Here is a 24,771-nt window from a genome sequence, read left to right as displayed (position 1 = left end):
TTTATTCACCTTGCGGAAGTTTCACGGTCAGATTTTCCGGCCATAGCGCCTCTTGTCCGTATTTCACATAACCCAATGCGGTCATACCGCCTTTCAGCAGTTTATTGTATTGAAGGGCGATTTCGGCGGGAATCTGCAATTTCACTTTGAACATTAATTTTGCCCGTTCCTCCGTGGTTTCCACCGATTTCGGCGTAAATTGCGCATCCGCCGCAACATAGGTGATTTTAGCCGGGAAAACCGCATTCATACCGTCAACCACAATGCGCGCCTCTTCGCCCACCTTGACCTGATTGGATTGAGCGGAAGTTAAGAACACATTGATATAAGTATCGGTGGGATCCAGCAGACTCACTACGCGACCGCCGATGCCGAGTACGTTTCCCACTTCGGCAATTTGATATTCCACCCAGCCTGCTTTCGGCGCCTTGATCAGCATGTCGCTGTTTTGCGATAGGGCCTGTTCCAATTGGGCCTGAGCTTGATTCACGGCGGCATCCGCTTCCGCTTTAGCGGCTTTCGCCGTATTTACCGCCGCTACCGCCGCACGATAATTTGCCTGCCGGCGTTCTAATTCACTGGCAGACACCAGATTATCACGGCGCAATTTTTGCGCGTTATCCAATTCTAATTTCGCTACTTTAAGCTGTTGCTGCTGGGAATCGATTTGCGCGACGGCACGGGTGACGGCTTCCTGCGCCCGTTGTTTTTGCGCATTGGCGGCGTCCACCTGGGTTTGTGAGATGCTGGAAGAAAGACGGGCAAGGTTTTGCCCGGGTTGCACTTCATCGCCTTCCTGCACGTACATTTCTTCCACCCGCCCCGCATATAGCGTGGCAATATCCAGTCGTTTCAGTTCTAAACGGCCGTTGACAGCGGCAATACCGGCTAATTTCTCGGCTTTTAATTGAGCGTTATACCAGATGGTTCCGCCCGCAACGGCAACCGCCGCAAGTATGGCAACAACATATTTCGCTTTCATGGTGATTCCTTTTTAAACTGACAGATTTACGAATTATAAAAAGCAAGGCGGTCAAGCTCAACCATCAAAAACCGACAAAATGTTGCTTATTCCTACAAAATTAGCTAAATTGTCGGTTATTTGAGGGAAAGGGAGAATACAGGCATTGAAACAGGATATCCGCATAACAAAAACCTTAGGGCTTATTCGGCACGTATTTTTAGAATTATTGGAAGAAAAAGGGTTTGAACATATTGTGGTACAGGATATTTTGGACCGCGCGCAAATTAACCGTTCTACTTTTTATAAGCATTTTCAAAATAAGCATGCGGTCGCGCTTATGCTGGTTGATGAGATTAAACAATTGTTAACGGAAAACTTTGAAAACCGATTTTCGATTCCTACCACCGAATTTGCGCAAAAAATGGTGCCCATTTTTTGGCAACATCGCGATTTAATTCATTTAATCGGTAAAATTGAGAACCCTCGCATTCATTTATATAAAGATTTAGCGCTGGTTATTAAAGAAGAATATATTAAGCAAGCGGTAAGAGAGCAGCCTCAAAGCAGTGAAGAACTGGATTTTCAAGGTTATTTATTTGCTATTGTTTCACTGGGAACCATTCGCTATTTTGTGGAAAAAGGCGAATTGCCGGATCCGAGTGTAATTGTCGGTGATATAGAGTCCGTATTTAATCTTTTGATTATCAAATAGATAAAAATACCTGGCCGTTTTAGCTTATCCGTAGAAATTACACTTTTTTATTCATTATCTTATGCTAGAATTCCCGCTTAGTTTCCCTTTTTGATATTGTTTGGCTAATGAGAAATTTTTTACTTTTTTTGATTTTAAGTTTGACAACATTTGTTGCGCATAGTGGGCTTTTTACCGGCAAACCTCAGTTTTTAAAGCCTCATGAAGCTTTTATTTTGTCGGCAAATAAGCAAGATGCGCAAATAAACTTACACTGGAAAATTGCGGATAATTATTATCTTTATAAAAAAGAACTGCGTATTACCGGCGAAAACAGCAAAATCGGTGAAATTATCTATCCGCAAGCCGATAAACATCAGGATGAATTTTTTGGCGAAACGGAGATTTTTCGTCATGAATTATTTCTTGCGGTTCCCGTTAATGAACAAAATGCGGCAAGTCGGCTGGAAGTCACTTATCAAGGGTGTACGAAAGGTTTTTGTTATCCGCCCGAAACTACAGTGCTTGAATTAGCTAGCTTGCCTGTAGGGCAGGAATCACAAACATTGACGGCTCAGGACAGCCTGTCTCAAAATTTGTTAAAAAGTAAATATGCGGTATTTGGGTTCTTTCTGCTGGGCATTGGTCTTGCCTTTACGCCTTGCGTTTTGCCGATGTTGCCGCTGTTGTCCGCTATCGTTATCGGGCAAGGAAAACGAGCAAGCACAGGGCGTTCGTTATTATTAAGTTTTGTTTATGTACAAGGTATGGCATTGACCTACACTTTGCTTGGCTTGATTGTCGCTGCAATCGGACTGCCGTTTCAGGTTGCCTTGCAAAGCCCTTATGTATTGGTGACGCTTTCCGCTGTTTTTGTGCTTTTAGCGCTTTCTATGTTCGGCTTATTTAATCTGCAGTTACCTAGTTCGTTACAAACAAAATTAGCTTTATTCAGCCAAAAACAGCAGAGCGGCGCCTTAGGCGGGGTATTTATTATGGGCATGATTGCGGGATTAATAGCCTCGCCGTGCACTTCGGCGCCGTTGTCCGGTGCCTTGCTTTATGTGGCGCAAACCGGTGATTTATTTTTCGGTGCTATTACCCTTTATTTGTTAGCCCTTGGTATGGGGATGCCTTTGGTACTCATCACGGTATTCGGTAATCGGATTCTACCGAAATCCGGCGCATGGATGGAAAAAGTAAAAACCGCTTTCGGCTTTGTATTGCTTGCATTACCTGTATTTCTGCTTGCACGGGTACTGCCGGGTATATGGGAAAATCTGCTTTGGTCATTGTTGACGGTGAGTTTTTTTGCCTGGCTTTCATTTTCTATGCCAAAAGGAAAATTAGGCCGGTCGCTGCGGATTTTATTTCTTATTTTAGCGATGATTGCCGTTCGTCCGTTGCAGAATTTTATCTGGGGTGATTATTCGGCTCCTGCTGGTAATCCTCAAAGTGCGGTGGAAAAATCGGAAATTTCATCTTCGACGCGTTTTAAGCAGATCAATAACTATGCGCAACTAAAGCAGGCGTTAACCAGTAATCCTAAAGCCATTGCCATGTTGGATCTTTATGCCGATTGGTGTGTAGCTTGCAAAGAATTTGAAAAATATACTTTTTCTCATCCCGATGTTAAACATAAGTTTGAACAGGTTTTATTGCTTCAGGTGGATATGACTAAAAATAGCCCTGAAAATGCCGAATTAATGGAAAAACTATCCGTATTGGGTTTGCCGACGATTATTTTCTTTGACCGGCAGGGGAATGAAATTGTTAACTCCCGTATTACCGGCTTTTTAAATGCAAAGCAATTTCTTTCATTAATTGAAAAGTATTTATGAATAGTTAACTGTTTTTTCAGTTGCAAACACGAAAAAATTGTAAATTTTAAGTGGTTGGATGAGTTTTAAACAGCATGAATTTTGTTAAAAATCGTGCTGTTTTTTTATTTTAAATTTTGTCGATATTTTATCTTCATTAGATTTTTCAAGGCACGCAAACGATTAACCTGGTAAGTGTCATTAGCCCTTTTACGACCTAGCTTCAAAGGAAATTTTGTTTTTAATAAAAAACCGTTTTAGAAAATAAAATTTCACAAATAATCAATAAAAAGAGGGAACAAAATCCTTTCAGTAAAGTTGATTTTTAACTATTAGTAAAAATACTTTTTCTTTTTAGTAAGCTTGTATGAAAAAAAAACTTGAAGTAAACTCCATTCCGTTGTTGAGATTCCCCTTGTCTTGACAACATTAGATAATATAGAACCCCTATATTACAAAATCTAAATTTCCTTACAATTTGCCTGCTTAATTAGCAGGCTTTTTTTTTGCGTAAAATTTCTGCGTCGGTTATTTTTATCGGTTTTAATTTTTTCTAATTTGCTAGAATAACGGCAAGATCTAGTTGAATGGAGTGGTCTTACTCCGTTTTTTATTATGGATGTAAATATGTCTGAAAAAACTTTTGAAAAATTGACCGCACTTTTAACGGAGAACCGGGCTTCATTCCGGGTTATTGAACACCCTCGTGCCGGTAAATCGGAAGAAGTGGCTAAAATGAGAGGCACGGAATTGGGACAGGGAGCTAAAGCATTGCTTTGCGTGGTGAAAGGAAACGGCATAAAACAACATGTTCTGGCAATATTGCCGGCAAATAAAAAAGCCGATTTGCAAAAAATCGCCCTTGCATTAGGCGGTACGCGCGCTTCTTTGGCAAGCCCTGCCGAGGTGCATGAACTGACCGATTGCGTATTCGGCGCTATTCCGCCTTTCAGTTTTCATGAAAAGCTAAAATTAGTGGCGGATCCCGGTTTATTTGGGATCTATGAAGAGTTGGCGTTTAACGCCGGTACTTTAGAACGTTCTTTGTTGTTGAATACACAAGATTATCAACGTATAGCCAACCCGCAATTAATTGAATTTGCCACTGAAAACTAGGATCTGTTTATAAAAGATCAACAGCCCCTGATTCAACTTCATGATTTTCCTGTGTTTTCATAATGGGAAGGAGTGAAAGACAAGGTTTTTTCGTCAATAAATTTTATCTGAAACGAATATTTTTCTGTATAAGCGCAAACGTTTGCGTTATAATGTTTTCGTTTTTATTTATCTTTAAATTTAAAGGAAATTATCAATGCAAATTCGTCCTATCCGTCAAGCCTTATTAAGCGTGTCTGACAAAACCGGTATTGTGGAATTCGCACAAGGCCTGGTGCAACGTGGTGTTAAATTATTATCAACCGGCGGTACCGCCAAATTATTGGCAGACAGCGGTTTGCCGGTAACGGAAGTGTCGGATTATACCGGGTTTCCCGAAATGATGGACGGCCGGGTGAAAACCTTACACCCGAAAGTACACGGCGGGATTTTAGGCCGTCGCGGTACCGATGATGAAGTGATGCAAAAACACGGTATCGAAGGTATCGATATGGTGGTTGTGAATCTTTATCCTTTTGCGCAAACCGTGGCAAAACCGAATTGCACCCTTGAAGATGCGGTGGAAAATATCGACATCGGCGGACCGACCATGGTGCGTTCTGCAGCGAAAAACCACAAAGATGTAGCCATCGTGGTGAATAATGCGGATTTCCATATGATTTTGGCGGAAATGGATCAAAACCAAAACAGCTTAACGCTGGAAACCCGTTTCGATTTAGCCGTTCGCGCCTTCGAACATACGGCGCAATATGATTCCATGATTGCCAATTACTTCGGTCAACTGGTGAAACCGTATTTTGCCGCCGAGGAAGAAGACAAAGATGCGAAGTGCGGTCAATTCCCGCGTACTTTAAATCTCAACTTTATCCGCAAACAAACCATGCGTTACGGTGAAAACAGTCATCAAAATGCGGCATTTTATGTAGAAAAAGAGGTTAAAGAAGCCTCCGTATCTACCGCCAAACAACTACAAGGAAAAGCCCTTTCTTACAACAATATCGCTGATACCGACGCAGCGTTGGAATGTGTAAAAAGTTTTGACGAGCCGGCTTGCGTGATTGTGAAACATGCCAATCCGTGCGGCGTAGCCTTAGGTAAAGATGTGTTGGAAGCTTACAATCGCGCCTACCAAACCGACCCGACTTCCGCATTCGGCGGTATTATCGCCTTCAACCGCGAATTAGACGAAGCGACGGCAACGGCTATCGTGGATCGTCAATTTGTGGAAGTGATTATTGCGCCGACGGTTTCCGCCGCCGCGGTAGAAGTGGTGAAACGTAAGAAAAACGTACGTTTATTGGCATGCGGCGAACTGAGCAAACCGCAGGCACGCCTAGATGTTAAACGGGTAAACGGTGGTTTATTAGTACAGGATGCGGATTTAGGATCTGTGAGTATTGATGATTTGGAAGTGGTGAGCAAACGTAAACCGACCAAGCAGGAATTGGAAGATATGCTGTTCTGCTGGAAAGTGGCGAAATTCGTGAAATCCAACGCTATCGTGTATGCTAAAAACAATCAAACCATAGGTATCGGCGCAGGCCAAATGAGTCGAGTCTATTCGGCAAAAATCGCCGGTATCAAGGCACAGGACGAAGGCCTTGAAGTGAAAGGCTGCGTGATGGCATCTGACGCCTTCTTCCCGTTCCGTGACGGCATCGACGCCGCCGCCGAAGTGGGAATCGAATGCGTTATCCACCCGGGCGGTTCAATGCGCGACCAAGAAGTGATTGACGCGGCGGATGAACATAATATGGTGATGGTTTTAACTAAAATGAGACATTTTAGACATTAAGGTGTTTTGTTACTTTCTTGCTTGTGCAAGAAAGTAACCAAAGAACACACCCCGACTTCACCGCTGAACTGAACTTTGTTGTGATTTTTTAAACGGCAAATTTGTCAACTCGCTTCGCTCAAACAGTACAAATTTGCCTAAAAATCACAAGTCGTTCAGGCGCTTCAGACGGGGGACTTATTTTTGAGCGTTACTAAAAGAAAAGTGACGGAAACGCAAAAGAAAGTAGGTTGTCCATCGGACGAAAAATGATTTATTGAAGCTCGAAATTAATTTCGAACTATAAAAAGGATACAAAAATGAACATTCTTATCATCGGAAACGGCGGTCGCGAACATGCCTTGGCTTGGAAAGCGGCACAATCTCCATTGGCAAGTAAAGTATTTGTGGCACCGGGGAATGCGGGGACGGCTCGTGAAAGTGCGGTGGAAAATGTCGATATTTCCGCAACGGATGTGCCGGCGTTAGTGAAGTTTGCCCAAGACAATAATGTGGGTTTGACTATTGTGGGGCCTGAAGCGCCTTTGGTGGTCGGCGTGGTGGACGCGTTCGAACAAGCGGGTTTAACTATTTTCGGCCCGTGTCAGTCCGCGGCACAATTGGAAGGTTCCAAAGCCTTTACCAAAGATTTTCTGGCTCGTCACAACATTCCTACTGCGGAATATCAAAATTTTACCGAAGTGGAGCCGGCATTGGCATATCTGCGTGAAAAAGGTGCGCCTATTGTGATTAAAGCGGACGGTTTGGCTGCGGGAAAAGGCGTGATTGTGGCGATGACCTTAGCCGAAGCGGAAGCGGCGGTGAAGGATATGCTTTCCGGTAATGCTTTCGGCGAGGCGGGCAGTCGAGTAGTGATTGAAGAATTTCTGGACGGCGAAGAAGCCAGCTTTATCGTAATGGTAGACGGCAAAAATGTAGAACCTATGGCAACCTCGCAGGACCACAAACGTGTGGGCGAGGGGGACAAAGGCTTGAATACCGGCGGTATGGGAGCTTATTCTCCGGCACCGGTAGTCACGCAGGAAATTCATCAGCGGGTAATGGAACAAATTATTTATCCTACCGTGCGCGGAATGGCGGCGGAAAATAATGTATACAAAGGTTTCCTATATGCGGGCTTGATGATCGATAAAAACGGACAACCGAAAGTGATCGAATTCAACTGCCGTTTCGGCGACCCTGAAACCCAGCCGATTATGATGCGTATGCAATCGGATTTGGTGGAGCTTTGCCTGAAAGCCTGTAAAGGGGAATTGGACCAAATCAAATCGGAATGGGATCCGCAAGCGGCACTGGGTATCGTGTTAGCCGCAGAAGGTTATCCGGGCGATTATCGCAAAGGCGATGAAATCAGCGGTATTCCGGTTCAAGCAAGTCAAGATGAAAAAGTATTCCTGGCGGGCGTTGCGGAAAAAGAGGGTAAATTAGTCACTAACGGCGGCCGTGTGCTTTGTGTGACCGCGTTAGGAAATTCCGTTCTGAGCGCGCAGCAAAAAGCGTTAAAACTGGCAGAACAGGTGAACTGGACGGGGCGTTTCTATCGTCGCGATATCGGTTACCGTGCCGTGGCAAGAGAGCAAAACGGTTAAAATTTTGACCGCACTTTTTTCAGTGCAAAGTGCGGTCATTTTTATGGAAATATTATGAAAACGGTTAGTATTAGTTTCATTGGCTACCTGCAAAGGGACAAAAATACGGCTAATGCAACAATAAATTATAGCTAAAGAATATAATTCGGTTTGCTTGAAACGGAATCGTTAATAAACTTCAGTTTTTTATTTCCGCTTAATTAATTTCATCGCAAAAAATTTTTTTGCTAACGTTAAACACAAGAATAATGTAAAATCGCAAAGGTTTTACATCCCTAAGATCTAGAAGGAAACACTCATGTTACAAAACCACAGTATTGCAGAATTTGACCCAGTATTATGGGACGCGATCCAAAATGAGAATCGTCGTCAGGAAGAACATATTGAATTAATCGCTTCTGAAAACTATGTAACGAAAGCGGTAATGGAAGCGCAAGGTTCTCAATTAACAAATAAATATGCGGAAGGTTATCCGGGCAAACGTTATTACGGTGGTTGTGAATATGTCGATATCGTGGAGCAATTAGCGATTGACCGCGCAAAAGAATTATTCGGTGCGGATTATGCCAATGTACAGCCTCATTCGGGATCGCAAGCGAATGCGGCAGTTTACGGTGCGCTATTAAATGCCGGCGATACTATTTTAGGTATGGATCTTGCGCACGGCGGTCACTTAACTCATGGTGCGAAAGTCAGCTTTTCCGGTAAAATTTATAATTCGGTGCTTTACGGCATTACGGCCGAAGGTTTAATTGATTATGAAGATGTGCGTGTAAAAGCGCTGGAAAGTAAACCGAAAATGATCGTTGCAGGTTTCTCCGCTTATTCTCAAGTGGTGGATTGGGCAAAAATGCGTGAAATCGCGGACGAAGTGGGTGCATATTTGTTCGTTGATATGGCACATGTCGCGGGTTTAATCGCAGCCGGCTTATATCCGAATCCGTTACCTCACGCTCATGTGGTTACTACTACAACCCATAAAACATTAGCAGGTCCCCGCGGCGGTTTGATTTTATCAGCCTGCGGAGATGAAGAAATCTACAAAAAACTAAACAGTTCCGTATTTCCGGCAAACCAAGGCGGTCCGTTAATGCATGTGATCGCGGCAAAAGCGGTATGTTTCAAAGAAGCGTTACAACCGGAATTTAAAGCTTATCAGGCTCAAGTGTTAAAAAATGCAAAAGCCATGGTTGAAGTATTTAAACAACGCGGTTTTGAAGTGGTATCAAAGGGTACCGAAAACCATTTATTTCTGGTAAGTTTTGTAAAACAAGGCTTGACGGGTAAAGCGGCGGATGCGGCGCTGGGAGAGGCAAATATTACGGTAAATAAAAACTCTGTGCCGAACGACCCGCAAAAACCATTTATCACTTCCGGGATTCGCGTGGGGTCTCCGTCTATTACCCGTCGCGGTTTCAATGAAGCTGACGCCTCAACTTTAGCTGGCTGGATGTGCGATGTGTTAGAAAGCATCGGTAAAGACAACTATGACCAAGTGATTGCGGAAACCAGAGCGAAAGTATTGGAAATTTGCAAACGCTTACCGGTTTACGGCGACTAATGGTTATCAACGTTTTAGTTATTTATTTAGCGGCGGTAAATATCGCCGCTTATTTTTTGATGAAAATTGATAAAAAACGGGCAAAAAACAAGGAATGGCGAATAGAGGAAATTTTATTTTTCAGTTTTTGTTTTATGGGCGGTTTTATCGGTATTCATTTAGGTATGGTGCATTTTCGTCATAAGACGAAAAACTGACGGTTTCATGCGGCGGTTATGCTAAGTGCGGTACTTTTTATCGTAATTTTGCCGGTCGTTTTTTGGATTCGAATAAATTCACACTAGTTCTTTAAGTTTTGTTTTCTTGCTTAAATAGTAATAACCATTCAAATTAATAGGAATACTTATCATTTATACTTTGTTAGAATAACGGAAAATAATCTTTATATGGGGTTTAATGTGGTTAGTAGAAGTCGTCAAATTATCAATGTTAGTTTTATTAGCATCTTCACCAACATCATCCTTGTTGCGGTAAAGGTCACAATTGGTTTTTTCACTAATTCCTTAGCCGTAATGCTTGATGCGTTAAACAATTTAAGTGATTCTTTATCTTCGTTGGTGACTATTGTAGGTACCAAATTAGCTACTCGGGCACCGGATAAAAAACATCCTTACGGCTACGGACGGATCGAATATATCACGGCAATTGTTATCGGCGCCATTATCTTTCTTGCTGGGGCAACAGCCTTAAAAGAGTCTATTGCGAAAATTATTACGCCGGAAGAAACAAACTATAATATTACCGCAATTGTTATTATCAGCATCGGTATTGTCGTCAAATATGGGTTAGGACGATTTGTTAAAAATTCCGGTGAAGAGCTTGGTTCACAAGCCTTAATCGCATCCGGTACGGAAGCCTTATTTGACAGTGTATTAGCCATAGGTACGTTATTTTGCGCTATTTTAAGTTTTTTCTGGAATATCACCATTGACGCGTTTCTTGGGGCTGTTATCGCATTAGGTATTATGAAATCCGGCTTTGACCGCTTAAAGGAAACTTTAGACAACATTATCGGTGTCAGAGCCGATGAAGCGCTTACGTCAAAAATAAAATGCCATATCCGCCGTTATCAGGGGGTTGTCGGCGCTTATGATTTGATTTTGCACAATTACGGTCCGACAGAAATTATCGGTTCAGTGCATATTGAAGTGCCTGACGATATGACCGCACGGGAAATTCATCGCCTAACGCGTAGTATAAAAGCGGATATTATGAGAGATTTCAGTATTGAAATGACTATCGGCGTTTATGCGGCAAATGATTCGGAACCTTATGTAGCAAAATTGAAAGCCGATTTACTGCGTATTTTACACAGTTATCAGGAAATTTTAGAGTTTCATGCCTTTTATGTGGACAGAGAATTAAAACAAGTCACCTTTGATTTGATTTTTGATTTTGAAACTAAAAATGTAGAGAGTTTGAAAGAAGAAATTATTCAGCGAATTAAAAAAGACTATTCGGAATTTGAGTTTAGCATTGTGGTTGATCCCGATTTTAGTTCAACGGGTCTTGTAACCGCCTGCGCTTAGTTTTTTCTTAAAGAATGTAACATAATGCTAATAAATTAATTGATAAGAGCGGGCAGTAAGGCTCGCTTTTTTGTGTTTTGATTAAAGAAAAATTAGGATTACTGAAAAACGTATTTCCGTTCGAACAAATATAAAAAGTTTATTTTTTGTGATGATTATCACATTTATAAATAATAACTATTTTCAAAAATATATTTTGAATATATCATTTTTCGGCTTTCTTAATACCAAATTTTTTGCGTGTGCGCATTGTTTAACTATCTAAGGGACTAGATTCTAAGGGATTAGTCACACAATGCATGGAAAGATAGAATAAACGGATTTTGTTCTAAAAAATTTAGTTGTGCCGGATGACTGACAAAAGGAAGGAAATTTAGGTTTTTATATCAAAAATTTGATTTTATAATCATAGTGGCAACTAAATTTTATCAATATCTCGATTGTCTTTTAAGCAAGGGAATCATTTAATAGCCTGAACAAAGCAAACAATGTTGTTTGGATATTTTATGTAACGGATTATCAAAAATAATTGCTATTAAATACAAAAAGATAACGAAATATTTCGAGTGATATTATAAACGGATATACATTTATTACTCAAACCGGCTGAAGTTAATTGGATTGTCTAAGGAAGGATTATTCGGTTTTCTTCAGCTTATTTTTACAAATTTCCGCACATTCCCGTTAACTTGCAATTCTTTGAAAAATTTTCGATTTTTTATTCATAATTTTTACAAGATGATAATTTTATTTTTTCTCAAATGATTTAAATAAAATTCAACAGGTTAGAATCTTTTTAAGTTAATTTAATTTATTGTTTTTTCGGTGAAATGACATATCTTTCCATATGTAAACGGTTAAATAAGTCTAAATTTGAATCAAATCGTTTAATCTCTATGCGAATGATGCAAAAAATTGAATTTTTTGAAAAAAGTAGTTGACGAAGCTGGATTATATCCGCATAATACGCCCCGCAAAGCCGATGATGGTGACGCAATATGAAATGGCTACATAGCTCAGCTGGTTAGAGCACAACACTCATAATGTTGGGGTCGCAAGTTCGAATCTCGCTGTAGCCACCATAATGCGGGACTGGCGAAATTGGTAGACGCACCAGATTTAGGTTCTGGCGCCGCGAGGTGTGTGGGTTCAAGTCCCTCGTCCCGCACCATTCATTGCTTGCAAGTCTTTTAGTAGGTGGGGTATCGCCAAGCGGTAAGGCACTGGGTTTTGATCTCAGCATTCCTAGGTTCGAATCCTAGTACCCCAGCCATACTATCAAACGAATTCTAAAAAATCTTATGCAAGATAATCTGATGGGGTATCGCCAAGCGGTAAGGCACTGGGTTTTGATCTCAGCATTCCTAGGTTCGAATCCTAGTACCCCAGCCATCTTTTCATCAAAATAAATTTCGACTGATTCTTTATTCTAAATTTTATTCATTAAATTTTAATATCTATTAAATTATATTTGTAAAAGTGTAAAAAACACGTAAAATCGTACTGTTATCTTTACAATTAATGGAAATTAAAATGAACAATGAAATAACCTCAGAAAAATCGTCATGGCGATCTAAATTAGGTGCTTTGGGTCCCGGTATTTTAATGGCATCCGCAGCTGTCGGCGGTTCCCATATTATTATGTCCACTCAAGCCGGCGCAATTTATAGTTGGCAATTAGTACCTATCATTATTTTAGCTAATTTATTTAAATATCCTTTTTTCCGTTTCGGCGCACAATATACCTTAGATAGCGGAAATACCTTACTTGAAGGTTATCTGCAAAAAGGAAAATTTTATCTGTGGTTTTTCTTCCTATTGAATATCTTTGCTACTATCATTAATACCGCCGCCGTAGGGTTATTATGTGCGGCGATTCTTACTTTTGTACTGCCTTTCCCGGTTCCCGTTCCAATACTCAGTTTAATTGTGATTACGGTTAGCTCCGGCATTTTATTATTAGGTAAATATAGAATGCTAGACGGCTTGTCTAAGTTGATTATGATTGCATTAACCGTAACAACGGTAATGGCGGTACTGACTGCTTTATTCCGTAACCGTATTCAGGGGGTTGCACAGGCAGATTACGTTGCGCCGTCACCATGGAATTTAGGTCCGTTGGGTTTGGGTTTTATCGTTGCGTTAATGGGTTGGATGCCGGCACCTATTGAGATTTCCGCGTTGAATTCTATGTGGGTTGTGGCAAAACGTCGCTTAACGAAAGTGACTTATAGAGACGGTATTTTTGACTTTAATGTGGGCTATATAGGTACTGCCGTTTTGGCGTTAGTCTTTTTGGCATTAGGGGCTTTAGTTCAATTTGGTTCCGGTGAACAAGTACAAATGGTCGGCGGTAAGTATATTGCCCAGCTTATCAATATGTATGCTTCTACTATCGGGGATTGGGCACGCGGTCTAATCGCCTTTATCGCCTTCATGTGTATGTTCGGAACAACCATTACGGTAATTGACGGTTATTCTCGGACTAATGTTGAAAGTCTGCGCTTATTGCTTAAACGTAAAGAAAGCTCACCGAAATATTTAAACCTTGCGGTCATCTTGGCAGCGCTTTCCGGGTTAGCCATTATTTTCTATTTTAATAATGCGGTAGGTCCGATGTTAAGTTTTGCTATGATTACCTCATTCGTCTTTGCTCCATTATTTGCCTGGTTAAATCTTTCATTAGTATTAAAAGGCGAGCATAAAGTACGTGGCGGATTATTCTGGCTTTCTATTGCCGGATTAATCTTCTTAATCAGTTTTGCGGGATTATTTATTGCAAATCAAGCCGGTTGGCTAGCTTAAGGATATGAAAAATGGCGCTTATAGCGCCATTTTGTTTTTTCAGATAATAAAGAAGTAAAAAACTGCGGTAAATTTTACCGCAGTTTTTTTAGTGAAATCAAATTAGTCCAGATATTTAAATACTTTTACGACTTTTTCAACACCGCTATATTTCGAGCAACTTCTGCGGCCGCATTTGCCTGTTCTTGAGTAACATTACCCATCAGGAAAACTTCACCGTTTTCGGTAATCACTTTGATATCCGTTGTTTTGACGGATGAATTTAGCAACATATCCGATTTGATTTTACTTGTAATCCAACTATCTTTTGTTTTTTGAGTAACTGTAATAGGAGAGCCGACGCGGATTTCATTATATACGTCGCCTACACCGTCAACCCCTTTTGCCAGGCTGGTTGCCACAGATTTTAAGCTTTCTGTCGGAACTTGCCCTAATAACAACACGCGTCCGCTATAAGACGATACGACAATACGCCCTTCCTGCTTAATTTGTTCGTCTTTGTTGACCGCGTTATACACTTGGAATTTTAGAGTTTCATCATCTAATTGTGTGCCGGTTGTTCGAGGATCAGTGCCGACTTTTGTCGCCACCGCACCACCGCCTACAAGTGCGGCGACACAGCCTTGCAATAAAAGCGCCGAACCAATAATAAATGTCAGTTTTTTTAATTTATGCATATTCATTTATATAATCTCCTAGAGTATTGGACGTTTCTAGTGTGGTTTGAGTTAACTGCTTTGTCAACCACTTTGTGTAAACAGAGTATGGTCGATTAATTCGCACAATGCGTTAATAATGAATAAATGGCCTTCTAAAATCCGGCTTTCTTTTATCGCCGGAGTTTGGACTTCAAGATCGTTTTCGGAAATTAAACCCTGTAAATGATCATCGTTAGCACCAGTTAAGGCGATAATTTCAACATCCTTATTTGTCGCACAATTAATCACATTAATAATGGATTCATCACCGGAATTCGGTACTAACGCCACCAGAATATCCCCTTGTTGTGCAATAGCATTAAATTGGCGCTGATAAAGGGTTGTTATGTGATTATCCGAAACGATAGCGGAACCGACCGCACTATCAATGGTTAGTAATACAGAAGGGAAACTAGGACGTTCCAACTCATAACGATTCAGTAAATTAGCCACTAAAAACTGAGCATTGGCGTATGATCGGCCGTGTCCGCACACTATAATTTTATTGCCTCGTAATAAACAACTCACCAATTTTGTAGTTGCTTCGACAATGGTTTCGGGAAGAAGGCGGGAAGCGGAAATTTGTGTTTGAATATTTTCAGTATAAAGATCTTTAATTTTTTCTAACATATTATTCAATAAAATTTTTAAGCCATTGAACATTTGAAGCGGTAGCGCCAAAAGCGACTAAATCAAATCGGCAATCCGTATCTTCTAAGCTGTGGTTTTGTGTTGCCAGCCAAAGACTTGCGGCATTTATCCATTTTTGCTGTTTTTGCCAATCAACACTTTCCACTGCGGAGCCGAAGTGATCATTTTTGCGTTGACGGACTTCGACAAATACAATGGTTTCACCGTCCAGCATGACGAGATCCAATTCACCGCATTTGAAGTTTTGATTCGCTGCGATAAATTGTAAACCTTGTGATTCTAAAAAAAGGCGAGCTTGTTGCTCAAAGCTCGCCCCTTGTTGCCGTTTTAGACTAAACATATTAGTTTAATGGCACAATATTACCGCCTTGGTAAGAATACCAAGTCAAATCACGTTCGACATTGCAGTTTGGTCCGGCTGTTAATTTACCGGTTAAACCGCTTAATGAAAAGCCCGGAACCTGGCGTAATTCATTAAATGAATGCGCTAACAGCCAGGAATCGGCACCCATTGCGTATAAACGCATGAGAGAATAATCGCCGCCGGTAGCCGCTTCGATTTTCTTATATTGTTCGCCGTCTAAATCTTTAAAGAACGGAATATCACTGAAGGTAACGCCTTCCATTGCCAGACGATATTCAACCGCATTATTTGATGAATTATTGCGAGAGTTGGTATAAATTTTCGCTTTTACGCCGGAATTATCCAGTGCTCCCTTAATGGACATTAGTTGTTCGCTGTCGGTAACCACAATGTAGATTGCCTGATTTTGTGCAGGATCGGCGGTTAAATTATAAGCGGCGTCATCAGGCTGATTATAATAACGTACATCTGCATCGCTCGCGGCAAGTTGCTGCCAGCGAACGTTAAATGCGGAAGCGGTACGTTGACCTAAATCACTTTGCGGCACAGCAACGATCGGTTGACGAACGCCGTCATTCCACATTCTGTTTGCCGCCGCTTCCGCTTCATCTTCCGGCGCTAAACCGTAATAACACATTTTATCGATAGCTCGAGCATTCGGCGTAGAGTTCAGCGCTAACACATTCATTCCCTGAACTGCAGTCGGGTTGCTTAAAATTACATCCACATTATCTTTTAATAACGGACCGACAATCATTCCGTCGCCATTCTGTTTCGCCAGTGCGATAGCATCGGTTACCGGCATTGCCATGGTATCGATAACATCGACCTGGACGGATTTATCCGCCCCTCTTGAATCATCGAAACCGGATTTAATAGTACTGCCTAAAATAGACGCATTACCGCTTAACGGTAGTAATAATGCAATTTTATTTACTTGGGTCTGGGTAAAGTTAGAAAGGCTTTTTAATTCCGTCGGAAATAAATAGGCGGCGCTGTGGTTCGGATAGGTGGTTTTCCAGTTTTGCAATGCTTGTGCCAATTGGCTCGGCTGGCTTAAATTATCATTATAAGCTTTGGTTAAATCCAACCAACCGGCCAAGGCGACATTGCCTTCCGGTTGAGTGGTATTAATAAGAGTTTTATTGCCACTACGTAATAATGCCCATATTTTATCGATATTATCCTGTTTTCTTTGTACGTCGGTTAACGCCATATCCATTTGAATACGGGCTTTAACGGCTTCAATAATATCCGTTTTGTTTTCTGCAATACGGGCTTGAACTTCGTAATAACGGGAAGTTTGAGACTGACTTAACTGCGCCAACGGAATCGTTTTTAACAAAGCTGATGCGCTGTCATTATCACGTTTCACCGCGGCAATTAACGCATCTAGAATAGATTTGTCTAATTGTTGTTCAGGCGTAAGTTTGGTTAACTCGGCAAGTAAGGCCTCGGCTTGAGCGGTTTTATTTTCGGTTACAAGCACGCGAGCGGCGAGAAGTTTATAGGTTTGTTGGTCTTCAACTTCTCTGGTTTGTTCAATTTTATTCATATAAAATTCAGAACTTGCGTTCGCATCATTTCTTAAAACATCTTGAAAATTACTGCCAAACAAATTGGTACATCCCGCAAGCATCAGCGGAAATAAAATCGGCATTAAACGTTTTTTAAATTTGGCGCGTTGTAATAGAATAGTCATAGTTACTCCGTATCTAAAAGAATGGGGCGATCTTACTTCTCTAACTCATTAAAAGCAAATAAAAAGAATCGACAAAATGAATAATTCCTACGGAACTTTATATATTGTTGCGACCCCAATAGGTAATTTACAAGATATTACTCAACGGGCATTAGATATTTTTACCCAAGTAGATTTAATCGCGGCTGAAGACACCCGTCATAGCGGCTTATTATTGAGCCATTATGGTATAAAGAAACCATTTTTTGCCCTGCATGATCATAATGAACAACAAAAAGCGGATGCATTGGTGGAAAAATTACGCCAAGGCACGAATATCGCCTTAATTTCGGATGCGGGCACACCGCTTATCAGCGACCCCGGTTTTCATCTCGTGCGTAAATGCCGTCAGACAGGTTTAAAAGTTGTGCCGCTGCCGGGCGCTTGTGCGGCGATTACCGCATTGTGCGCCTCGGGTATTGCTTCCGATCGTTTTTGTTTTGAGGGATTCTTGCCGGCAAAAAGCAAAGCCAGAAAAGATAAATTGCAAAATATTGCCGAAGAAGACCGCACTTTAATTTTCTATGAAAGCACGCACCGTATTCTTGATACGCTCGAAGATATTGAAGCGATATTAGGCGCAGAACGTTACATCGTACTTGCCCGGGAAATTACGAAAACCTGGGAAACGATTACAGGTGATACGGTTGCCAATCTACGAAAATGGCTGGCGGAAGATCCGAATCGGACTAAAGGTGAAATGGTGTTGGTTATTGAAGGCAAAGCTAAATCGGATGATGCCGAAGAAATAAGCCCTCAGGCTATAAAAGCTTTAGCGTTGCTAGCGAAGGAACTGCCGTTAAAAAAAGCGGCGGCGATTGTTGCGGAACTTTACGGATATAAAAAAAATGCCTTGTATCAATATGGCTTAGAATATTTAGATTAATTGATTTTCGCAGAAAATTCAGAAAAAACAACCGCACTTCGAAGCAAAAGTGCGGTTGTTTTTTTCGGATTTTTGTAAGGTTCCGCCGGGTTAGCGTTCTACGCGCAGAATACCGGATGCGCCTTCGGAATAATCCCGAGGCTGATCTTCGTTTTCTTCGGTAATCGTTTTAAGGTCGGAAATTGTCGGTTCAATACGCGGTTTATCCTGATTTACCGTCGAACCGTTAAAGAGTTCTTTAAATTCGGGCAGTAAAGTGGTGGACGAAGCGGCTAAATGGCGATAAAGTTTTTGATAATCTTCGGATAAGGTTTTCAATAAACTTGCGCTTTCGGCAAAGTGTCTTTCAAGCTGTTTCTTTTGTTCCGCCAATTCGGCTTTCGCCTGTTGCAAGGCGTTTTCCGTTTTGGCTTGGTTTTTTATCGAGCCTTTAGTCAAACGCAGTACTAAATAAGTGAGAATCACACCGGCAATAAAACCACCGATTGCGGGTAATAACATTTCGCTTTGCATAATAAATACTCCTCATGGTAAAACGATTACCAATATCATAACTTGATTTTTGTACTTTGTCTTATTTGTCCGCCGTTTCTTTGAACTGGATCACGGTATTTAAGCCGGCTTATTATAATGATTAATATGATTTTGACGGCATAGGGCACATTCAATTTTTGAATCATATTTAAAAAAAGAGAAGTTTTGTGAAGAAAGTACTTGCCGATATGTCAGATCCCCGATAAAATTTGCGCCGTACATGCTTCGGTGGTGGAATTGGTAGACACGCTGTCTTCAGGTGGCAGTGTCCTTGGGATGTGCGAGTTCGAGTCTCGCCCGAAGCACCATATATTAAGACCCGCTTATTTGAGCGGGTTTTATCGTTTTGGTGAAATCAAAATCAGCTTTAAATTCTCAATTTTTTGACCGCACTTTTATCGAAATTGTTTATTTTATGGCTGGCATTCTCCTTATATTTTATGTATAATCCTCCGACCCTGTAAATGTGGCGGTTTTCCCACCGCACATTAATTCGTCGAGATCACACTCGAAGGGGTGCTTGATTGAGATCAATGGTTGTGTTCATCTAATAAATAAAAGAGAGAACACTGGGTATTAATATCAAATATTGGTAATTAAATTAATGAAAACTTTTGTAGCAAAACCGGAAACAGTTAAACGTGACTGGTATGTAGTAGATGCGACAGGTAAAACGTTAGGTCGTTTAGCGACCGAATTAGCGAGTCGCCTTCGTGGTAAACATAAAGCTGAGTACACTCCGCACGTAGATACAGGTGATTATATCATCGTTATCAATGCGGATAAAGTAGCGGTAACAGGTCGTAAAGAAACCGATAAAGTTTACTACTGGCACACTGGTTATGTCGGCGGTATTAAACAAGCGACTTTTAAAGAAATGATTGCTCGCCGTCCGGAAGCAGTGATTGAGATTGCGGTTAAAGGTATGTTGCCAAAAGGTCCGTTAGGCCGTGCAATGTTCCGTAAATTAAAAGTGTACGCAGGTTCACAACATGAACATGCAGCACAACAACCACAAGTTTTAGATATCTAATCACGGAGCACGAAAATGACAGCAGCAAATCAAAACTACGGCACAGGTCGCCGCAAAAGCTCTTCAGCTCGTGTTTTCATCAAACCGGGCAGTGGTAAAATCACTATCAACCAACGTGAACTAGACGTATATTTCGGCCGTGAAACTTCACGCATGATCGTACGTCAACCGTTAGAATTGGTTGAGATGACTGAAAAACTAGACCTTTACATCACAGTTAAGGGTGGCGGTATTTCAGGTCAAGCGGGTGCAATCCGTCACGGTATCACTCGTGCATTAATGGAATACGATGAATCTTTACGTCCGGTATTACGTGCAGCGGGCTTTGTTACTCGTGACGCACGTCGTGTTGAACGTAAAAAAGTGGGTCTTCGCAAAGCGCGTCGTCGTCCACAATTCTCAAAACGTTAATTTTATATTTTCGTTTGTATTCAGAGATTGCAAGCTTTCGGGCTTGCAATTTTTTTTGCTCAATTAATAAACAAATTCTAACCATTTCCTTAAAATTATTAAAAATAGGTTTTTTCCTAAAAAAATGTAGATCGTTTGGAAAACGCTTGCTGATTTATGGTAAAATAAACGCCAATTTTTTAAGAACTTAGTATTTTTAATAAGCTTTAAGCTAATATTCATAATTTATTTTAAGTCGTCGGAGGAATAGATGACAAGCGCTGCAAATAAACGTTCAATAATGACCCTTTTTTCAGATAAATCAGATATTTATTGCCATCAAGTACGTATCGTATTAGCAGAAAAAGGTGTTGCTTATGAGACGGAAATTGTAGATCCGCAAGCATTATCGGAAGATTTAATGGAATTAAATCCCTATGGCACTTTACCTACGTTGGTTGATCGCGATTTAGTGCTGTTTAATTCTCGTATTATTATGGAATACCTTGACGAACGTTTTCCTCATCCGCCGTTAATGCCGGTTTATCCGGTTGCTCGAGGTAAAACCCGTTTATTAATGCTACGTATCGAACAAGACTGGTATCCCGCTTTAGAAAAAGCGGAAAAAGGCACTGAAGAAGAACGTGCAACGGCATTAAAACAATTAAAAGAAGAAATGTTAGCTATTGCGCCGATTTTCACACAGACTCCATACTTTATGAGTGAAGAATTCAGCTTAGTGGATTGCTATATAGCGCCGTTATTATGGAGAATGCAAGAGTTAGGTGTGGAATTCGGCGGCGCCGGTGCAAAAGCCATCAAAGGTTATATGGCGAAAGTTTTTGAACGCGAATCATTTGTTCAATCACTAGGCAATAACGCACCTAAAAATTTAATGGATGAAAAATAAAATGGAATATAAATCGTCGCCAAAGCGCCCTTATTTATTAAGAGCTTATTATGATTGGTTAGTTGATAATGAGTTTACTCCATATTTAGTGGTGGATGCTACTTATTATGGTGTGGATGTACCGCAGGAATATGTAAGAGACGGGCAAATCGTATTAAATCTTTCTTCCGGCGCGGTAGCTAATTTGCAGTTAACTAATGATGCGGTGATGTTTAATGCGCGTTTTCAGGGTGTTCCCCGCGAAATTTACATTCCGCTCGGTGCGGCTTTAGCGATTTATGCAAGAGAAAATGGTGACCGGAGTGATGTTCGAACCTGAGCCGATTTATGACGAATTAGATAAAAAACCGGCTGAACTTACTCATGATCAGCCTTTAGGTTTTACAGATGTGGTTGACAATGCGAAGAAAGAAGCTAAAACCACGAAAACTGCGAATAAGAAAACTAAGGATAAAAAATCGGCATCTCATTTACGCATTGTAAAATAAGCAGAGTTGATTAAAGAGGGTTAAAGTATTTTGTGCTTTAACCCTTTTTTATTAAAAATCCGACAAAACCGACCGCACTTTTAACTACTCAAAAAATAATTTTTGCCAGATTTGATGAATGAACCGGCGCTCATCGGCAAATTCTTCTTTTGATACAATTGGCGGTTCGCCCAGCAGATTCAGGTGATGAATTTGGTTGCGTAAGCCCGTATAGCAATTTTTCAGCTTTTCGGCTTCGTTAAGTGTAATAATTCCATGTTCCGCCATAATGTCAAAAATCCGCACGTTATCCGACCAATACGCTAAGTTAGGATTTTCCGGTGCATGGGCAAGTACCAGATATTGCGCGATAAACTCAATGTCCGTAATGCCGCCCTGATCCTTTTTAATATTGAATTTATTGTCGTCGGCACCGGCAAAATGCCGATACATTTTTTCGCGCATTTCCCGTACGTCAATTTTTAGTTGGGTTAAATCTCTGGGTGAGGCGAGGATTCCGGTTCGTATTAATTCGAATTTTTCCCGCAATGCCGGTTCGCCATAGACCGCCCGGCTGCGAACCAGCGATTGTTTTTCCCATGTCCAGGCTTCGTTCATTTGATAATCTTCGAAAGCCTTGAATGAACAACATAAAGGCCCCGCTTCGCCGGACGGGCGTAAACGCAAATCCACTTCATAGAGAATTCCCGCGCTGGTGGTCATGCTGAAAATACTGATAATTTTTTGAGCCAGCCGCAGATAAAACTGGTGACTGTCGATCACTTTCTTGCCACCGACGGTTTGACCGGAATGGATTTCGTCACAGAGAAAAACCAGATCCAAATCCGAACGATAGCCCAGCTCAATACCGCCAAGTTTGCCATAGCCCGCCACTAAAAATCCTTTTTCATTATTCTGTAAATGTTCGGGTTTGCCGAAACGGGCGGTAATCTGTTGCCATGCAAGGTTGACTACCGTATGCAAAATGGTTTCCGCCAGGAACGTCAGGTGATCACTGACTTTCATGACCGGCAATGCGCCGAGAATGTCCGCCGCGGCAATACGCAACAGCGTCGCCTGTTTGAATTGACGTAGTGCGGTAATAAATTGTTCGTCGTCATCTTCAGGCAGACGCAATAAATATTGTTGTAATTCCGCCGGATATTGTTCAAAGGAAGGCGGATTAAGCAATGCCTCGCGATCCAATAATTCGTCCAATAAAATAGGATGTTGCGCCACTTGTTCGGCAATCAGCTGTGATTTGGCACAAAGTTCGATCAATTGCGTTAGTGCCTGCGGATTTTCCAGTAGCAGTTCTAAATAAGTGGTTCTGGTAAGAATCTTTTCGACAATATTCAACATTCTCGGCAGCAAAGTGCGGTATTTTTTGTTGGAAAAAATTTGCAGCAACAGGAGCGGCATAAGCTGAGTCAGCACTTCTCGCCCGCGGATCCCGATTGAACGGTGGCTGACACTATGACGAAAAGCTTCCAGTCTGCCGATAATCTCGTCGCGTTCTTCTTCGCTGACCCCCTGTTGTGCAAGAATATCCGCGATTTCACCCTGTTCCAGATCCGCATCAAGAAAATCACTCCAGGCATTGTCCGAATCGTCAGCCTCATTTTCATTATTAAATCCGATTAAATTATTAAAAACCGACCGCACTTTTTGTTGGTGTTGTTGCAGTACCTGATAAAAGCTTTCCCAGTCATGAATCGGATATTGTATTTTTTGCGGCCGATGATTGTTATCCCATTGAGTAAATTCGCAGGTAGCGCTAATTAAACGGCATCGGTTTAATTCATCAGCGGGTAGTAATTGAGTTTGTTTGTCATTAATGGCTTGTAGTACGTTTTCCACCCGGCGTAAAAACAAATAAGCTTGTAACAAATCCTGATGTTGATCTGCGGTAATTAAATTCAGTTTTTCGATTTCAGGCAGTAATTTCAGCAATTCATGCTGCTGCAAACTGATTTCCCGCCCGCCGCGAATAAGTTGGAAGACCTGAACGATAAATTCTATTTCGCGGATACCGCCGGCGCCGAGTTTGATGTTATCGACCAAGCCGCGACGGAGAACTTCACGCTCAATTTTGCTTTTCATGTCACGTAACGACTGAATAACGCTGAAATCAATATAGCGGCGGTAAATAAAAGGGCGTAATAATTGGCGTAGCGTTTTCACATTCGGATCCTGTTCGTCCGCTCCCAGGATTCTGCCTTTAATCATCGCGTAACGCTCCCAATCCCGTCCTTGTTCCTGATAATAGGATTCCATGGCATTAAAGCTCAACGCTAAGGCGCCGCTGTCGCCAAAGGGGCGCAAGCGCATGTCCGTGCGATAAACAAAACCGTCTTCGGTGAATTCGTCAAGGGCGCTGATTAACCGTTGTCCTAACCGGGTGAAGAATTTTTGGTTATCAATAGGTTTTCGGCTACCGACGGTTTCACCATTGGCCGGGTAGGTGAATATCAGGTCAATATCCGAAGAAAAATTCAATTCAAAACCGCCTAATTTTCCCATACCGAGAATGTAAAGCTGTTGTACATTGCCCTGATTGTCCGTCGGTGTTCCCCAGTCTAAGCAAGCACGCTGATATAGCCAATCCCGCGCGCCGATAATCAAAGCTTCCGCCAGTTGTGAAAGACGGATAAAAATTTCTTCTACCGTAGCTGAATTTAAACTTTGGCAAATGCTTAGTTTTGCCATTTCTTGATTGCGGAAATCACGCAGTGTTTTGTATAAGCCGGTTTCTTCCCGAATGTCAGCCAGTTGAACGGACAGGCGGGCGGCATAACTGTCGCAATCCGCCAGTTGAGGCGTTTTATGCCAGCATTCGGCTAAAAAGTGCGGTTGTTTTTGCAGAATTTCCGTCACAAAATCAGACATTGAAACCGCTCGCATTAACGCGCCCACCGGCGTTTTAATGTTACTGATATCTTTTTGAATTTGTTGATAAATTTGAGAGTTAAACTGTTCCGGAAAATGTGTGATTAAATTATCGGCGAGTTGAATCAGAGTTTGTTCAATAGAAGGTAACGGCATGGTCATAACACATCCTTAGGCGAAACGAATTAGTAAGTATTGTAACGGAATCATGGCGGCAGACAAATAACTTGATGGAAAAGTGCGGTGCATTTTTACCGATTTTTCAATAAAACCGCTTATAAAAGATAAACAAATCCTATTCTTTTTTTATAATAACTTATTCTTATTAGTTATTTCCT

At 41.4% G+C, this 24,771-nt stretch carries 19 protein-coding genes, 5 tRNA genes and 2 pseudogenes; 19 read left to right on the top strand and 7 right to left on the bottom strand.

Going from position 1 to position 24,771, the window contains the following annotated elements; all coding sequences use genetic code 11:
- Position 1: 1 nt before the first annotated feature.
- The gene (locus MS_RS05965) at positions 2 to 982 is read right to left on the bottom strand and encodes an HlyD family secretion protein (RefSeq protein ID WP_011200475.1); all 981 of its coding nucleotides are present in this window, start codon (positions 980 to 982) and stop codon (positions 2 to 4) included.
- 145 nt (positions 983 to 1,127) lie between these two features.
- Between MS_RS05965 and MS_RS05960 the strand changes: the two genes are divergently transcribed.
- The 13 genes from MS_RS05960 to MS_RS05900 all read left to right on the top strand — a co-directional run bounded on the left by MS_RS05960 (position 1,128) and on the right by MS_RS05900 (position 13,870).
- Positions 1,128 to 1,676 carry a TetR/AcrR family transcriptional regulator gene (locus MS_RS05960; RefSeq protein ID WP_011200474.1) on the top strand — a complete coding sequence of 183 codons (549 nt, stop codon included), beginning with the start codon at positions 1,128 to 1,130 and terminating at the stop codon, positions 1,674 to 1,676.
- A 107-nt stretch (positions 1,677 to 1,783) separates the two neighbouring features.
- A complete protein-coding gene (locus tag MS_RS05955; RefSeq protein WP_011200473.1) occupies positions 1,784 to 3,496 on the top strand; it encodes a protein-disulfide reductase DsbD in 1,713 nt (570 codons plus the stop codon).
- Between the two features lie 606 nt (positions 3,497 to 4,102).
- On the top strand, positions 4,103 to 4,591 hold the full coding sequence (locus tag MS_RS05950; protein ID WP_083754311.1) for a YbaK/prolyl-tRNA synthetase associated domain-containing protein: 489 nt from the start codon (positions 4,103 to 4,105) through the stop codon (positions 4,589 to 4,591).
- Between the two features lie 196 nt (positions 4,592 to 4,787).
- A complete protein-coding gene (purH, locus tag MS_RS05945) occupies positions 4,788 to 6,386 on the top strand; it encodes a bifunctional phosphoribosylaminoimidazolecarboxamide formyltransferase/IMP cyclohydrolase (protein WP_011200471.1) in 1,599 nt (532 codons plus the stop codon).
- Between the two features lie 299 nt (positions 6,387 to 6,685).
- Positions 6,686 to 7,975 (top strand): phosphoribosylamine--glycine ligase, encoded by a 1,290-nt coding sequence (gene purD / locus MS_RS05940; protein ID WP_011200470.1) that lies wholly within the window; start codon positions 6,686 to 6,688, stop codon positions 7,973 to 7,975.
- A 298-nt stretch (positions 7,976 to 8,273) separates the two neighbouring features.
- Positions 8,274 to 9,536, top strand: a complete 1,263-nt coding sequence (gene glyA, locus MS_RS05935) for a serine hydroxymethyltransferase (protein ID WP_011200469.1) — start codon at positions 8,274 to 8,276, stop codon at positions 9,534 to 9,536.
- Complete coding sequence (locus MS_RS05930) at positions 9,536 to 9,733, top strand: DUF1294 domain-containing protein (protein WP_102030675.1); 198 nt, start codon at positions 9,536 to 9,538, stop codon at positions 9,731 to 9,733. Before glyA ends, MS_RS05930 begins: the two co-directional genes overlap by 1 nt.
- 201 nt (positions 9,734 to 9,934) lie before the next feature.
- Positions 9,935 to 11,065, top strand: a complete 1,131-nt coding sequence (locus MS_RS05925; RefSeq protein WP_157847500.1) for a cation diffusion facilitator family transporter — start codon at positions 9,935 to 9,937, stop codon at positions 11,063 to 11,065.
- Between the two features lie 1,005 nt (positions 11,066 to 12,070).
- Positions 12,071 to 12,147 (top strand) — tRNA-Met (locus MS_RS05920).
- Between the two features lie 4 nt (positions 12,148 to 12,151).
- Positions 12,152 to 12,236, top strand: a tRNA-Leu gene (locus MS_RS05915).
- Between the two features lie 27 nt (positions 12,237 to 12,263).
- Positions 12,264 to 12,338, top strand: a tRNA-Gln gene (locus MS_RS05910).
- A gap of 44 nt (positions 12,339 to 12,382) precedes the next feature.
- A tRNA-Gln gene (locus tag MS_RS05905) sits at positions 12,383 to 12,457 on the top strand.
- A 141-nt stretch (positions 12,458 to 12,598) separates the two neighbouring features.
- Positions 12,599 to 13,870: an NRAMP family divalent metal transporter gene (locus MS_RS05900; protein ID WP_041639780.1), complete on the top strand. Its 1,272-nt coding sequence runs from the start codon at positions 12,599 to 12,601 to the stop codon at positions 13,868 to 13,870.
- A gap of 102 nt (positions 13,871 to 13,972) precedes the next feature.
- Here the strand turns inward: MS_RS05900 and dolP are convergent.
- From dolP to MS_RS05880, 4 genes and pseudogenes are all read right to left on the bottom strand, one after another.
- A pseudogene (dolP, locus tag MS_RS05895) lies at positions 13,973 to 14,553 on the bottom strand (division/outer membrane stress-associated lipid-binding lipoprotein).
- A 57-nt stretch (positions 14,554 to 14,610) separates the two neighbouring features.
- On the bottom strand, positions 14,611 to 15,198 hold the full coding sequence (locus MS_RS05890; RefSeq protein WP_041640199.1) for a D-sedoheptulose-7-phosphate isomerase: 588 nt from the start codon (positions 15,196 to 15,198) through the stop codon (positions 14,611 to 14,613).
- A 1-nt stretch (position 15,199) separates the two neighbouring features.
- Positions 15,200 to 15,559 (bottom strand): YraN family protein, encoded by a 360-nt coding sequence (locus MS_RS05885; RefSeq protein ID WP_011200463.1) that lies wholly within the window; start codon positions 15,557 to 15,559, stop codon positions 15,200 to 15,202.
- A gap of 1 nt (position 15,560) precedes the next feature.
- The gene (locus MS_RS05880) at positions 15,561 to 17,285 is read right to left on the bottom strand and encodes a penicillin-binding protein activator (RefSeq protein ID WP_011200462.1); all 1,725 of its coding nucleotides are present in this window, start codon (positions 17,283 to 17,285) and stop codon (positions 15,561 to 15,563) included.
- A 76-nt stretch (positions 17,286 to 17,361) separates the two neighbouring features.
- On the opposite strand from MS_RS05880, the gene rsmI reads away from it, so the two are divergent.
- The gene (rsmI, locus tag MS_RS05875; protein WP_011200461.1) at positions 17,362 to 18,210 is read left to right on the top strand and encodes a 16S rRNA (cytidine(1402)-2'-O)-methyltransferase; all 849 of its coding nucleotides are present in this window, start codon (positions 17,362 to 17,364) and stop codon (positions 18,208 to 18,210) included.
- 90 nt (positions 18,211 to 18,300) lie between these two features.
- Here rsmI and MS_RS05870 read toward each other — a convergent pair whose 3' ends face one another.
- Positions 18,301 to 18,723 carry a YhcB family protein gene (locus MS_RS05870; protein WP_011200460.1) on the bottom strand — a complete coding sequence of 141 codons (423 nt, stop codon included), beginning with the start codon at positions 18,721 to 18,723 and terminating at the stop codon, positions 18,301 to 18,303.
- Between the two features lie 243 nt (positions 18,724 to 18,966).
- Between MS_RS05870 and MS_RS05865 the strand changes: the two genes are divergently transcribed.
- The 5 genes and pseudogenes from MS_RS05865 (at position 18,967) to MS_RS05845 (ending at position 21,565) form a co-directional block, all read left to right on the top strand.
- A tRNA-Leu gene (locus MS_RS05865) sits at positions 18,967 to 19,052 on the top strand.
- Between the two features lie 296 nt (positions 19,053 to 19,348).
- Positions 19,349 to 19,777 (top strand): 50S ribosomal protein L13, encoded by a 429-nt coding sequence (gene rplM / locus MS_RS05860; protein WP_011200457.1) that lies wholly within the window; start codon positions 19,349 to 19,351, stop codon positions 19,775 to 19,777.
- Between the two features lie 15 nt (positions 19,778 to 19,792).
- Positions 19,793 to 20,188, top strand: coding sequence for a 30S ribosomal protein S9 (gene rpsI / locus MS_RS05855; protein WP_011200456.1), 396 nt, complete (start codon positions 19,793 to 19,795; stop codon positions 20,186 to 20,188).
- A gap of 250 nt (positions 20,189 to 20,438) precedes the next feature.
- Positions 20,439 to 21,077: a stringent starvation protein SspA gene (sspA, locus tag MS_RS05850; RefSeq protein WP_011200455.1), complete on the top strand. Its 639-nt coding sequence runs from the start codon at positions 20,439 to 20,441 to the stop codon at positions 21,075 to 21,077.
- A 1-nt stretch (position 21,078) separates the two neighbouring features.
- Positions 21,079 to 21,565: pseudogene (locus MS_RS05845) on the top strand (ClpXP protease specificity-enhancing factor).
- A gap of 84 nt (positions 21,566 to 21,649) precedes the next feature.
- Here the strand turns inward: MS_RS05845 and glnE are convergent.
- Complete coding sequence (glnE, locus tag MS_RS05840) at positions 21,650 to 24,595, bottom strand: bifunctional [glutamate--ammonia ligase]-adenylyl-L-tyrosine phosphorylase/[glutamate--ammonia-ligase] adenylyltransferase (protein WP_011200452.1); 2,946 nt, start codon at positions 24,593 to 24,595, stop codon at positions 21,650 to 21,652.
- Between the last annotated feature and the right edge of the window lie 176 nt (positions 24,596 to 24,771).

It is taken from the genome of [Mannheimia] succiniciproducens MBEL55E (assembly GCF_000007745.1).
GTDB classification, from domain to species: domain Bacteria; phylum Pseudomonadota; class Gammaproteobacteria; order Enterobacterales; family Pasteurellaceae; genus Basfia; species Basfia succiniciproducens.
Note: the sequence above shows the minus strand (reverse complement) of the source record. Positions and strands in the feature narration are given on the sequence as shown.

Coding starts and splice junctions, on each gene's coding strand:
- glnE (WP_011200452.1), bottom strand. CDS start 24,595: ATGACCATGCCGTTACCTTCTATTGAACAAACTCTGATTCAACTCGCC.
- purD (WP_011200470.1), top strand. CDS start 6,686: ATGAACATTCTTATCATCGGAAACGGCGGTCGCGAACATGCCTTGGCT.
- MS_RS05870 (WP_011200460.1), bottom strand. CDS start 18,723: ATGCAAAGCGAAATGTTATTACCCGCAATCGGTGGTTTTATTGCCGGT.
- sspA (WP_011200455.1), top strand. CDS start 20,439: ATGACAAGCGCTGCAAATAAACGTTCAATAATGACCCTTTTTTCAGAT.
- MS_RS05885 (WP_011200463.1), bottom strand. CDS start 15,559: ATGTTTAGTCTAAAACGGCAACAAGGGGCGAGCTTTGAGCAACAAGCT.
- MS_RS05900 (WP_041639780.1), top strand. CDS start 12,599: ATGAACAATGAAATAACCTCAGAAAAATCGTCATGGCGATCTAAATTA.
- MS_RS05955 (WP_011200473.1), top strand. CDS start 1,784: ATGAGAAATTTTTTACTTTTTTTGATTTTAAGTTTGACAACATTTGTT.
- MS_RS05950 (WP_083754311.1), top strand. CDS start 4,103: ATGTCTGAAAAAACTTTTGAAAAATTGACCGCACTTTTAACGGAGAAC.
- glyA (WP_011200469.1), top strand. CDS start 8,274: ATGTTACAAAACCACAGTATTGCAGAATTTGACCCAGTATTATGGGAC.
- purH (WP_011200471.1), top strand. CDS start 4,788: ATGCAAATTCGTCCTATCCGTCAAGCCTTATTAAGCGTGTCTGACAAA.
- MS_RS05880 (WP_011200462.1), bottom strand. CDS start 17,285: ATGACTATTCTATTACAACGCGCCAAATTTAAAAAACGTTTAATGCCG.
- MS_RS05890 (WP_041640199.1), bottom strand. CDS start 15,198: ATGTTAGAAAAAATTAAAGATCTTTATACTGAAAATATTCAAACACAA.
- rpsI (WP_011200456.1), top strand. CDS start 19,793: ATGACAGCAGCAAATCAAAACTACGGCACAGGTCGCCGCAAAAGCTCT.
- rplM (WP_011200457.1), top strand. CDS start 19,349: ATGAAAACTTTTGTAGCAAAACCGGAAACAGTTAAACGTGACTGGTAT.
- MS_RS05965 (WP_011200475.1), bottom strand. CDS start 982: ATGAAAGCGAAATATGTTGTTGCCATACTTGCGGCGGTTGCCGTTGCG.
- MS_RS05930 (WP_102030675.1), top strand. CDS start 9,536: ATGGTTATCAACGTTTTAGTTATTTATTTAGCGGCGGTAAATATCGCC.
- rsmI (WP_011200461.1), top strand. CDS start 17,362: ATGAATAATTCCTACGGAACTTTATATATTGTTGCGACCCCAATAGGT.